Source organism: Gluconobacter sp. NFX36, assembly GCF_049887835.1.
In the GTDB taxonomy this organism is placed as follows: domain Bacteria; phylum Pseudomonadota; class Alphaproteobacteria; order Acetobacterales; family Acetobacteraceae; genus Gluconobacter; species Gluconobacter japonicus_A.
On record NZ_JAGEKJ010000008.1, the window covers coordinates 70,522 to 82,566 of the forward strand.

The following is a 12,045-nucleotide window of genomic DNA, read 5'->3' on the forward strand; positions in this document are numbered from 1 at the left end:
ATGCGCGTTCTGATCCTTGGGGGCACTACCCAAGCCAGCCAACTGGCTCAGCTGCTTGGCTCTCGTGACGAGTATGACACCATTTTTTCCCTCGCCGGGGTAACGAAAAATCCGGTTTTGCCAACTATTTCGGTGCGAATTGGTGGGTTTGGTGGAGCGGACGGACTGCGTGATTTCCTGCGGGACCAGAGCGTGGGGACCGTTGTGGATGCCACGCATCCTTTTGCAGCCCAGATGAGCCGCCATGCTGCGATGGCCTGTGCCCGCAGCGGTATTCCCTTGCTTCGGATAGACCGCCCAGTCTGGACGGAAGTCGAGGGGGATCAATGGACGCATGTTTCGGGTATTGAAGCTGCCGCGGCGGCGCTTGGAGATGCTCCCCAGACCGTCTTTTTGACGACGGGCCGGAAGGATCTCAGCCCGTTTCAGCACGCCTCTCAACATCATTATGTCCTGCGTAGCATTGACGCGCCTGAATCGTCGTCCCTGCCGCAGAATGTGACGCTTCTCCTCGCCCGGCCGCCGTTTACGGTTGCCAGTGAAATGGCCCTCATGAAAAATCATGCCATTGAGGTGCTGGTCACGAAAAATGCGGGCTCCGAGGCGACGTCCGCCAAGCTTGCTGCAGCCCGCAACCTTGGGTTGCCGGTTATCATGATTGATCGTCCGATATTGCCATTGGCAGAGACTGCTTCGACCGTCGATGAGGCACTTCTCTGGCTGCAAAAGCATCGTCATGCTGGAACTGACCGGGACGTGTAGAGCCAGGCGTCTCCCTGAGGCCTCTCAATCTTCCGGGTCAGTTCACTGCCAATGAGAACAAGCGTGCTCATATCAACACACTCTGGATCAGCATTCGTCAGATCCGTGAGCGTGAGGCGTTCATCGGGACGTCCAATGGCGCGGGCAAACGCAACTGGCACTGTACCCGGCAGACAGGTTCGGAGAATATCCAGCGCCTCACCAAGCTGCCATGGCCTCGCTTTAGACCGCGGATTGTATAGCGCAATTACAAATCCGGCCTCTGCTGCCAGCTTTAATCTGCGGCAAACAACATCCCATGGCTTGAGATTGTCTGACAGGGACATGACACAAAAATCACCTCCCAAAGGCGCGCCGATCCGGGCCGCCGCCGCGAGTACGGCTGACACGCCGGGAACGACAGTGACCTCGGTAGTCCGCCATAGCTCCAATCCATGGTCGATCGCCTCAAACAGCGCGCTAGCCATACCAAAGACACCGGCATCCCCGCCTGAAACGATCGCAACACAGCGTCCCTGCCCTGCAAGTTCCAGAGCATGTCGGGCGCGATCCAGTTCCACCCTGTTGTCAGAGGGGTGACGCACAACGGTTTCGGGCAGTTCAAGACGGGCTACGTAAGGCCCGTAGCCAATCACGTCCGTTACCAGAGATAGCGCCTTGCGCGCTTCTGGCGTCTGCTGATCCGGATTACCCGGCCCAAGTCCGATGACAAAAATGCGACTCATCGGAGACCCCGGCGCCCTGGCAGGAGAGCGAGGGAAAAGTAGGGTGCAGGTTCGGACATGTCTGTCAAAGGCATGACGCGGGCATCATCCTGCGTTCCACGCTCAACGTAAACAGCGTCCTGCATCCTGCCAGCGCGTTTCAGGGCCGCCTCAAGTTTGGGAAGATTGCGCCCAAGCTTCATAACGACGGCCGCATCCGCCTTTTCAAGCCAGTGAGCCAGATCATCTTCCGGCATGGTGGCAGGCAGGACGCACAATACATCGTCACCATGGGTCATGGGAAGCGCGGCTTCCGTCCAGCATCCACTCATGCCCGTGATGCCGGGAATGACCTCACAGGGGATACCGGCTTTCAGACGATCAAACAGATACATCGCAGACCCGTATAGAAACGGGTCTCCCTCGCACAGGATCGCCACATCTCTTCCAAGCTGGATTTCAGCTTCGATCTGCCCCGTGCAGCCATCATAGAAAGACGACATATCAGAATGATAGGACGGATCATTGACCTGACGTTCTGTGGTGAACGGATACGCAAATCGCAATTCGCGCGTCCCTTCCGCAATGTGAGCGTCCGCAATGCGGCGCGCATGGCCCATCCGGTCATGCCGACAGAAATACGCGATTGTGGGAGACTGGGCGATAACCTTCGCTGCCTTGAACGTCATGAGTTCAGGATCACCCGGGCCCACACCCACAACATAGACCGTAGCGTCTGTCATTCGGTTTCACTAGCCAGTGCATTGATGGCTGCGGCAGCCATTGCACTTCCTCCCAGACGCCCGCGAACAATCACATGCGGCAAGTCTAATCTTTCAGCCAGGGCATCCTTGGATTCAGCGGCCCCAACAAATCCTACCGGCATACCGATAATGGCTGCAGGTCGTGGGCCGCCCCCGTCAATCAACTCCAGAAGATGGAACAAGGCAGTCGGGGCATTCCCGATTGCAACAACGGCTCCTTCAAGCTGGTCTCCCCACAGATCGAGAGCAGCGGCTGAGCGCGTATTCCCAATGGTCCGTGCGAGTTCCGGCGTGCGGGGATCACGCAGAGTACAGATTACAGCGTTATTCGCTGGAAGCCGCGCCCGGGTGACACCGTGCGCGACCATCTCTGAATCGCACAAAATGGGCTTACCCGCTTTCAAAGCGTCCCGTGTAGCACTCACAAGATCGGCTGTCATGCTGACTGAACCTGCGACATCAACCATCCCGCAGGCATGAATGATGCGAACCACGATCTGTGCCTGCTCGGGTGTGAAAGCAGACAGGTCCGCTTCGCCCCGGATGGTGGCAAAGGATCGGGCGTAAATGGCAGCGCCATCCCGGATGTAGTCGTAAGAATAAGGTCCGGCGCTCAAGCCTGTATCTCCTTCAGTTCGCGGGATAGCAGGGCCCGGATGTCGGGTAAGTCCCTGTTGGACCACGAGACCGTATCTTTTGTGCACCCATTGCGCACAGCATCATATCGTCCGTTTCTGGCAATGAGCGTCATATCTGCTGCGCCGGGATGAGCGCATCCTTTTACGCAGCCTGAAACATGCAGCACACAACCAGGAGGAACGTCAGATGCCAGAGCCAGGGCAGTTTCGGCAACATCCTCTGTTGCTCTTTCACATCCTGACACACCGACACACGCTTCAATCCGAAGGCGCGGGTCAGCAGCGTCCACGATAAAACCTGGATGGTTTGTGGTATTTTCAGGCATGATGACCCCTCGCCAAGGCGTCACGCGCAAACGGTCTTCTCCGAGTTGCTCGGCCAAAAAACTGAAGTCAGCAGCCTGCAGCCTACCGAGCGGAAGCCCTATTCCGACCCTGCATCCGGGAAGTTGGCCCACAGGAAGCACGAAAACCGGGACAGGTTCGGTTGGAAGATATTTCCGTAACCCTACCTTCTCCAACAAGGTTTTTGTGGCGCCATCATTATGGGTTGGACGCTTGACGTCTGACTGTCTGGCAAATGCATCAGAGAGAGCGATAACTCTTTGAACCGCCAGTTCTTCGTCCATGATCTCGGTTGTCAGACCACCACAGCGCACGGCCCACCTATCCTGCTGCGCCTGAAGAACTATATCGGCACAGATGGCTCCTGCAGGCACAAATCCGCCGCCATCCACACCCCACCCGAACTTACCGCTCAGGCTGTCAAGCCGATCATGCGCCAGGAGCCCTGTCTGAAGTCTTCTGGAAACAGCGAGTGTATCAGGGCTACAGGCCAGATCATATCCAGCCAAAGGAGAAACAAGAACTGCCCGTCTTCGCTCCCGTGCCGGGTTAGGGTCAGCGATCCCCCATTCCACTGCAATTTTACCGGCCAAGTGAGCGCCCTCCAGCGAGAAGCCGCGAAGTTGCAGGTTCCCCCGGTTCGTCAGTTCGATCGTACCGTTCCCATGTTCGGACGCGATGGCGGCTATCGCGCGCGCCTGCCCCGCATCGAGCCCTTCTATTGGAGGTCTGATCCGCACGAGAAAACCGTCGCGAGCCTTCATCGGCGTAAAAAGATCGGGACACCAGCCACGGACCAGAGAGGTATCGCTCATCCCTGCTCCTCTTCCAGAAAAGCTGTTACGCTATTGCTCCGGGGATGCCACAGACCGCGACGGATCATGTCCTGAAAGCGCTCTCGCATCGCATGTCGCGCCTGCGGATTGGCGCGTCTCAGGAACGTATCGCAGGTTTCGTCTCCAAGTGTAGCCGCAAAGACAAGATCGAACTGGTGATCGAACCGCGTTGGCACCGTTGCCGCGAAGGCGCATAGTGCATCCAGCCCACGAGCCATTTCCGCGGCCCCACGATAATCATGGCGTCGCATACCCTCCAACCACCGCGGGTTTGCCAAGCGCCCCCGGACGATCCGCGCAACTTCAGCTTCAGTATCGCGCAGACGTGGTGCGTCTGGACGGGATGTGTCGCCATGCCAAAGGGCAGGATCTGCTCCCAACATCTCGGCAGCGGCAAAAAGCCCCCCCTCATGTGCGGCTACGTCAGGGCTCTCTAGAATATCGGTTTCCGCATGGTCCTGAACATGCAGAATAGCATCCGTCTGCTTGAGCTTTTCTGCCAAAGCTACCGCATTCCGCGTACCGTCACGTCCCCCCCCATACATCCAGTCATTCCCTTCAAGATAGGACTGACCGAGTTCACACCGCGTCTCCCACGTTCCTCTTGCCAGCATTTCCTCAATACCGGTTCCGTATGTTCCCGGAGCGGCTCCGAAGATCCTTGCTGTTGCCGCTTTGCGTTCTTCTCCTTCAAGATCGTGGACACTGGCGGCGAGAGGGTTCCACTCTTCCCCTTCTTCGCGGGCAGAGACGGCCTGAACGGCCTGATCGAACAAGGCAATCTGACCGGGAAAAGCATCTCGGAACAGACCCGAAATTCTGAGTGTGACGTCTACCCGTGGCCTATCTAGAACAGCGATTGGCGTAACCTCAATTCCGGAAACACGCCCACTGGACGCATCCCAGAGAGGTTCAACGCCCATCAGAAGAAGCGCCAGTGCCAGATCTTCCCCACCAGTCCGGAGCGTAGAAGAGCCCCACAGATCCATCACGATGCGCAGGAGTGGTTCGCCCTCTTCCTGAAGATGTCGCAAAAGAATCTGCTGGGCTTGTGCTCTTGCCAACTCCACAGCGGATGCCGTTGGCACGGCCCGAGGGTCCATGGTGAACAGATTACGGCCAGTCGGAAGAACATCTACTCGTCCCCGGGTCGGCGCGCCCGAAGGACCAGGTCGAACAAGGCGTCCTTCCAGCCCAGCAAGTAGTGAAGCCATTTCCGCGTCCGCACTGGCTTCAATCAGGAGAGCAATCTCTTCCGCTGGCGTCTGAGCGACCGAAGACACCATCGCGGCGAGTCTGTCTGCATGAGGGGCGATTTTCCCGAAAACATGCAGTCCATCCCGGATCTGAAGATCTTTCACATCACAAAGATAGGCATCCAGACGGGCCAGAGCCTCGGCTTCATCCCCCTCGCCCGCTTTTACACCGCTTTCTGCCAGCAAGCCCATTCCGGATGCACGGTCCAGAATGTCACGCCGTAGGATGGCACCCCGTCGACGGTCCAGACCGTCGGCTTCCGCGAATTCGTCAATCAACTGCTCCAGTTCGGCCATTCCAGCATCAAGTCCCGCCTTCATGACAGGTGGCGTCATGTGACCGATGGTGACAGCACCAAGACGCCGTTTGGCAGCCGCAGCCTCCCCTGGATTATTGACGATAAAAGGATAGAGAACAGGCAATGCGCCTCGCAGAACAGCAGGAGCACAGTCTTGCGATAGTGCAACGGCTTTTCCCGGTAGCCACTCCAAAGTGCCATGCGTTCCAAGATGAACCATCACGTCAATCTGGCACACCTGACGCAGCCAGAGATGAAACGCGACATAGGCATGACGCGGGGGCGTATCAGGATCGTGATACTGTGCCTTGCGGTCCAGTGCTGCGCCACGATCAGGTTGGACTGCGATGACTATATACCCAAGTCTCAGGGCTTTCAGGCAGAAGCCATCGTCCTGAAAAGCGGCGTCGTCCTCTGGTTCGCCCCACGCGGTCAGAACAGACTGCCGGAACTGATCTGGCAGACTTTCAAATGCTTCCCGATACTCCTGAAGGCTCAGAATCTGCTGGGCTGGCTTGTTACATAACGAGTTTACAAACTGGGCCTTGGACCATGTTTCGGCGCCCCCGCAACTGTACCCTTCATCTTTCAGTGCCTCCATAATCGCACAGAGACTGGCAAACGTATCCAGGCCAACGGCGTGAGCCGACTGGCCCTCTGCGCCCGGATAGTCAGACAGGATCAAGGCCAGATGCCTGCTTTCGGACTTCAGATTCCTCAGTCTTGCCCACGCATTTGCCTGGGCGACAACAGCCGATATGCCTGCCGGATAAGGATCATGCCTCGCTGCATCCCCGGGAGCCGTTTCTGACTTGAACGAAATAGGTCCTGCCAGAAGCCGCCCATCCAGTTCAGGAAGAACAACCTGCATCGCGAGGTCGGATTGAGACAGGCCGCGTCCGCTCTCTTCCCATGACTGACAGGTTGAATTGGGTTGCAATACTTGAAGGACCGGCACATCCGCGTCGTCCAGCGGAGAGCATGCGTCCTCTCCCCGAGCAGAAAAGAAGGTTGCATTCAGGATGATGTCCGGACGTGACTGGGTCAGATGATGACGCAGGTATTCGGCGACGTCAGGATTTTTGAGAGATGAAACATAGAGCACGTCTGCGGAGAGACCAGCCCTCTCCAAGGCATCTGCCAGACAGTCGATGGGCGCTGTATCTGCGGCAAGAAGATGGGCGCGATAGAAAACAACTGTTGTCCGCAAAGAGAGGTTGGGCTTTCCAAGGCGATATAGCCCGGCCGATGGCACAGGCTCCGGCATCCCAGCCAGATCTGCGCCACATCCGGCAAGATGTGCCATCAGAATCAGCGCGCGGCGGGTGTTGTCCGGACCTCCTTCTTTCAGAAAGCCCATGAGCCGTTCATGAACGGTCGCATGAACATTGGACCATTCTTCCAGCCTTGCGTCCTGACGGGCATCTCCCGGTAGCAAGGCTAGCGAAATGGACTTTCTGGCACAGGAGTTTCTGACTTCTTCCGCACCATATCGCCAGTAATCAATCCCCCCCAGAAGACGCACCACAACACAATGCGCTTCAGAAAGTGTTTGTTCGATATACAGATCGACAGACATCGGATGTCTGAGCCGCGAGAGATTGACCAATCTCAGTGAGAAGCCAGCCCCTCCCTGGGACGAGGCGTTCAGCTTTTCGTAGGCCTGTTCCAGCGCCAGAAGATCACTGTCCGAAAAAGACAGGAACACGACGTCCGTTGGCGCATGGTCGAGATCCTCGGCCACGTCCTGATCGTCTATTCCATGTCGTTCGCGGACAAGAAGATGCATGACGAACTCAGGCGCCCAGTAACGCGGCTTCGATGGCTGCGCGATCCAGACCGGTCTGTCCGATCACGACCAAGCGTCCGTCACGCGTGCCGTCTGTCCAGGGCACATCGAATTCATGACGAAAGCGTGTTCCCACGCCCTGTACAGCCAGGCGCATTTTCTTGCCCTGTACTGCCACAAAACCCTTCATTCTCAGGATATCGAACGTACCCGCCACGTCACTGAGGCGCTTCAGGACCGCATCAACACCAACCTGCTCTGGCATGACAACAACAAAGCTCTCAAAATCATCATGTTCATGATCATCCGCTCCATCGTGATTGGACGGTCGCGCCTGAAGATCATCTTCCGCACCGGCTCCAATTCCAAGCAAAACGGCCGGGTCCAGTCGTCCTTCCACAGCCCGCAGTGTTACGACCTTACGCGGTACAGCCTTGATAATGGCTGCCTCGACAGCATCCGTCTCGGCGATTTCCAGAAGATCGGTTTTGTTGAGAACGATCAGATCTGCCGCATTCAGCTGATCCTCATAGACTTCAGCGAGAGGATTATCGTGATCAAGAGACGGATCAGTCGCCCGCTGGGCTGCTACTGCAGCCGGATCATCGGCAAAACGGCCTGCTGCTACGGCAGGTGCATCCACCAGCGTAATCACGCCATCCACCGTCATGCGTGTACGGATATCAGGCCAGCTGAACGCTTTCAGAAGAGGCTTGGGGAGCGCAAGACCGGACGTCTCGATGACAATGTGTTCTGGTGGATCGGGACGATCAATCAGGGCCTGCATGGTGGGAATGAAATCGTCTGCAACGGTGCAGCACAGGCAGCCATTTGTCAGTTCGACAATATCTTCATCCGGGCAGTTTTCGATGCCACAGGAGCGCAGAATTTCTCCATCGATTCCAAGAGAACCAAATTCGTTGATCACAATAGCGATCCTGCGCCCGTTCGCTTGCGCCAGTAGATTGCGCAAAAGCGTCGTTTTTCCGGCACCGAGGAAGCCTGTGATAATCGTAACGGGAATTTTGCGGCCGATACCTGAAATGGACTGGGACATCATGAAAGTTCCTGTGAGACAGAAAGAGACGCTGGCAGACGAGCGAGGATCATATCAGAAAGAGAAGCCGGGCGCTTTGACGGCATGACTGTTCCCGTTTTTGAGGCTCGATAGAGGCCTAGGAACGTCCGTAGGTCCTCGATTTTCTCTGGACCAAGTTGCCCAAGGATCAAGGTCCATTTTTCCGGCATCGACACAGCCGCGACGCAGCCGCGACTACATGTGGCCATGCAATCTACAGGCTGGATACTGAAATTGTCTTTCTCGGCATGCCGGGCAAGTGCCTCGTAAAGCTGACGCCCCTGAACGGGATCGTCAGTCAGTGGCAATCCACGACGGCATGTTACGCAGACATGCAGGACGGGTCTGGTCTGAGGCAGGGTTTCTGCCATGGTTTCGTCTCTCTTGCAGCCCGGACGGGCATGACAAAAGGCGCAGTAAAAGGCCTCCGGAATTCGGAGGGGACGCACCGCAACGGCGCGCCCTCACAGTCCGGGCACCCCGCCGGATCATGACACTTGGCTCCGATGGCAGGTCTCCTGACTTACGGCCGAGACGCGTTCAGCGCCTCCTCTCCTGCCAGACCTTCCCGGACGTATTTCCAGTGGCTGCATGGCCCAAAAGCCATGCTGGCAGGACAGATAACCGTCCACAGTTGCGGGGGCAGTGCCGGATTTGATCCACAAGATCGCACCGGCTTCCCTTTTCATCCTCCTTTCGGAGGAACCATCACCCTCTTTCCTATCGCTGCTATTCTGGAGTGTCAAAAGCCTTGTAGAGCGCTTACTTGAGTTTCAGCGGTAACCCCGCCGCAACGAAGAGCACCTCGTCCGCGATAGAAGCAATCCGCTGATGGAGAAGACCCGCCTCATCCCGGAAACGCCGTGCCAAAGCATTCTCTGGAACAATTCCCAGTCCCACTTCATTGCCCACCAGAACGGTCTGATGCGCGCGCTCTGAGAGCGCGGACAACAGGTCTTTTGTCGCTGCGCTGACATCTCTTTCATCCAGAATAAGATTGGTCAGCCAGAGTGTGAGGCAATCGACCAGAACAGGTTCCGGCCCTGCATTCCGAAGCACGGTCGCGATATCATAAGGTTCTTCGATCGTCTGCCATCCCAAGGTCCCACGACTGGCACGGTGTAAGGCGATCCTGCTGTGCATTTCTTCGTCGTAGGCACGACCGGTCGCCAGATAGATCCATGGCGCAGGCTGGCTAGTGACAAGGGCTTCAGCAACGCCACTCTTCCCGGATCGAGCCCCTCCCAGAACAAGCGAAATTTGACGCTGGCCTGTTGGGCCATCCGAATGCATCACGTCTTCTCCCGTCTCATTATCTTGCATGTGCCCGGATAACAGCACAAAAGACACCTCATGCCGACTGATGCTTCATTTTCCGTTCCAGACATTTCTTTCCCCAGCATGAAGGACCTCAGGACGGCCTGTCTGTCGCTACCTGAGCCAGACCGTGCCTGGGGAGACCGCATCAGGCAACGAGATGCCCTACTGACCAAGCCTCCCGGCAGCCTGGGGCGACTTGAAGAACTTGCGCTCTGGCTTGGTGAATGGCAGGGCACGGACAGCCCTGTTTTGGATAAAGTCCAGATCACAATTTTCGCGGGCAATCATGGTGTTGTTCAGCGTGGCGTCTCCCCCTGGCCCTCGGACGTTACAAGCCAGATGGTTGCGAACTTCGAGCATGGCGGGGCGGCTATTAATCAGCTTTCCCGCACTGCCGGAGCTGATCTGAACGTGGTTTGCCTTCAGAACCTGAAGGCAACGGAAGACCTTTCACAATCCGCAGCAATGACGGAAGAGGATTTTCTGTCTGCTGTTTCAACTGGGTACAGAGCTGTGCCAAAGGACGCAGATTTGTTTTGCCCCGGTGAAATGGGAATTGGCAATACAACACCCGCCGCCGCTCTATGCGCGGCTCTTCTGGGCGGAACAGGCAAAGACTGGGCCGGGCGTGGGACAGGACTTGACGATAAGGGGCTCAAGCTGAAAGCAGCGGTCATTGACGAGGCCATCATGCTTCACAAGGCCACTCTAAGCGACCCATTAGAGGTCGCCCGCCGCCTTGGTGGATACGAGCTGGCAGCTATCATGGGAAGCGTTCTGGCCGCGCGTCATCATGGCATTCCCGTCTTGCTCGATGGATTTGTATGTACCGCGGCAATTCTTCCTCTTGTGAAGATAGCCCCGGAAGCACTTGATCATACACGTCTTTCCCATTGCTCCGCAGAAGCGGGGCACCGCAACCTGGCTGCATCTCTCATGCTGGAACCTCTTCTGGATTTCGGACTGAGACTGGGAGAAGCATCAGGATCAGGTCTGGCCATTCCGCTTCTGCGCGGCGCCATAGCCTGCCATAATGGCATGGCAACATTCGCGGAAGCTTCTGTTTCCCAGAAGTCCGCGCCCTCAACAGAATGAAACTCTGGCGAACCATTCGGGAAGATATTGCCTGTGGTGCCGGGTTATTGACGCGCCTTCCCTTGGGATGGCTGCGCGTCACGGGAGAGGAATGGTCCTTATCCCGGTCGGTCTGGTGCTGGCCACTTATTGGCGCTTTTACAGGTGTTTTAACCGGCCTTGTTTTTCTGGGCCTATGCGCTGTTCATGTGCCGGTTACAGTCGCGGCAGTCTGGAGCATCGCGATACAGATCCTTCTGACAGGAGGCCTGCATGAAGATGGTTTGGCCGATATGGCTGATGGTTGTGGCGGCGGTTATACTGCAGAGCGACGACTGGAGATCATGCGTGATAGCAGGATTGGAAGTTACGGAGCATTGGCACTCGGGGTCTGCCTTCTGATCCGTGTTACAGCACTTGCTGCATTACCAATCATTCTGGTCATTCCTGCTCTTGCCCTGACAGGCACCTTATCGAGAGCTGTGCTGCCACTTCTGCCTTTTACTTTGCGTCCCGCTCGGGACAATGGCCTGGCACGACAATTGGAGAGGTTGACGCGGAATCAGGTCCTGGGATGCCTGTTCTCGGCGTTTTGTGTCACGGTGCTCTGCGTTTCATCCCGTATCGCTGTATTAACGTGTCTATTGTTTCTGTGCGTCGCAGCGGTCTCAAGAGCTACGGCAAAGCGGTTTTTAAACGGATATACAGGTGATGTTCTGGGAGCCACAGCCAGCATCACGGAGTGTGTTATTCTGACAGCACTCGTTGCGACAGGGAACAGTTGACACGCCTGTGTGGAAGATTACTTTGATAACCAGAAAAATAAGGGGAAACCGGTGTAAACCCGGTGCGGTCGCGCCACTGTAACGCATTTGCCATCTCAATGCGGAGTCAGACCTCCTTTTCCGAAGCAGTTTCACCGCAGAACGCACATTTTCCTTGCGGAGCCCATCATGAGCCAGAGCCTCTCCTCACTTTCCAGCAGCACCCCAGCACCGATTGCTATTCCCGTTCGTGCTCTTGTGCCGTGGACTGTTTTTACAGTCATACTGAGCCTGATACTGCTCTACTTTGTAGGCGCAGAACAGGGTGCAACATCCCTGATCTCAGGCCACGAAGTGCATGAATTCGTTCATGATGGCCGTCATCTGCTTGGCTTCCCCTGCCACTAACGGCAGGT

Annotated in this window: 12 protein-coding genes and 2 riboswitches; of the genes, 4 read left to right on the forward strand and 8 right to left on the reverse strand. The window is 56.6% G+C overall.

Annotated features, from left to right (window positions below; all coding sequences use genetic code 11):
* On the forward strand, positions 1-762 hold the full coding sequence (locus J4P41_RS09930) for a cobalt-precorrin-6A reductase (protein WP_426066989.1): 762 nt from the start codon (positions 1-3) through the stop codon (positions 760-762).
* Here the strand turns inward: J4P41_RS09930 and cobJ are convergent.
* From cobJ to cobU, 8 genes are all read right to left on the reverse strand, one after another.
* Positions 735-1,487: a precorrin-3B C(17)-methyltransferase gene (gene cobJ, locus J4P41_RS09935; protein WP_282859208.1), complete on the reverse strand. Its 753-nt coding sequence runs from the start codon at positions 1,485-1,487 to the stop codon at positions 735-737. The genes J4P41_RS09930 and cobJ overlap by 28 nt on opposite strands.
* Positions 1,484-2,209 (reverse strand): precorrin-2 C(20)-methyltransferase, encoded by a 726-nt coding sequence (locus J4P41_RS09940; RefSeq protein ID WP_426066990.1) that lies wholly within the window; start codon positions 2,207-2,209, stop codon positions 1,484-1,486. The genes cobJ and J4P41_RS09940 overlap by 4 nt, the downstream gene beginning before the upstream one ends.
* Positions 2,206-2,847 carry a precorrin-8X methylmutase gene (locus J4P41_RS09945; RefSeq protein WP_426066991.1) on the reverse strand — a complete coding sequence of 214 codons (642 nt, stop codon included), beginning with the start codon at positions 2,845-2,847 and terminating at the stop codon, positions 2,206-2,208. Before J4P41_RS09945 ends, J4P41_RS09940 begins: the two co-directional genes overlap by 4 nt.
* The gene (cobG, locus tag J4P41_RS09950; RefSeq protein WP_426066992.1) at positions 2,844-4,028 is read right to left on the reverse strand and encodes a precorrin-3B synthase; all 1,185 of its coding nucleotides are present in this window, start codon (positions 4,026-4,028) and stop codon (positions 2,844-2,846) included. The genes J4P41_RS09945 and cobG overlap by 4 nt, the downstream gene beginning before the upstream one ends.
* Complete coding sequence (gene cobN / locus J4P41_RS09955) at positions 4,025-7,393, reverse strand: cobaltochelatase subunit CobN (RefSeq protein WP_426066993.1); 3,369 nt, start codon at positions 7,391-7,393, stop codon at positions 4,025-4,027. Before cobN ends, cobG begins: the two co-directional genes overlap by 4 nt.
* Positions 7,394-7,400: 7 nt before the next feature.
* Entirely contained in the window at positions 7,401-8,453 is a 1,053-nt protein-coding gene (cobW, locus tag J4P41_RS09960) for a cobalamin biosynthesis protein CobW (protein WP_426066995.1), read from the reverse strand.
* The gene (locus J4P41_RS09965; RefSeq protein ID WP_010503290.1) at positions 8,450-8,842 is read right to left on the reverse strand and encodes a DUF1636 family protein; all 393 of its coding nucleotides are present in this window, start codon (positions 8,840-8,842) and stop codon (positions 8,450-8,452) included. The genes cobW and J4P41_RS09965 overlap by 4 nt, the downstream gene beginning before the upstream one ends.
* A 120-nt stretch (positions 8,843-8,962) precedes the next feature.
* A riboswitch (cobalamin riboswitch) is annotated at positions 8,963-9,196 on the reverse strand.
* 37 nt (positions 9,197-9,233) lie between these two features.
* Positions 9,234-9,764: a bifunctional adenosylcobinamide kinase/adenosylcobinamide-phosphate guanylyltransferase gene (cobU, locus tag J4P41_RS09970; protein WP_426067063.1), complete on the reverse strand. Its 531-nt coding sequence runs from the start codon at positions 9,762-9,764 to the stop codon at positions 9,234-9,236.
* A 60-nt stretch (positions 9,765-9,824) separates the two neighbouring features.
* Between cobU and cobT the strand changes: the two genes are divergently transcribed.
* From cobT to J4P41_RS09985, 3 genes are all read left to right on the forward strand, one after another.
* The gene (gene cobT, locus J4P41_RS09975) at positions 9,825-10,886 is read left to right on the forward strand and encodes a nicotinate-nucleotide--dimethylbenzimidazole phosphoribosyltransferase (RefSeq protein ID WP_426066997.1); all 1,062 of its coding nucleotides are present in this window, start codon (positions 9,825-9,827) and stop codon (positions 10,884-10,886) included.
* Positions 10,883-11,650, forward strand: coding sequence for an adenosylcobinamide-GDP ribazoletransferase (cobS, locus tag J4P41_RS09980; RefSeq protein ID WP_426066999.1), 768 nt, complete (start codon positions 10,883-10,885; stop codon positions 11,648-11,650). The genes cobT and cobS overlap by 4 nt, the downstream gene beginning before the upstream one ends.
* A riboswitch (cobalamin riboswitch) is annotated at positions 11,647-11,784 on the forward strand. (Overlaps the previous gene by 4 nt.)
* A gap of 34 nt (positions 11,785-11,818) precedes the next feature.
* Positions 11,819-12,037, forward strand: coding sequence for a CbtB domain-containing protein (locus tag J4P41_RS09985; RefSeq protein WP_194257867.1), 219 nt, complete (start codon positions 11,819-11,821; stop codon positions 12,035-12,037).
* Positions 12,038-12,045: the final 8 nt, after the last annotated feature.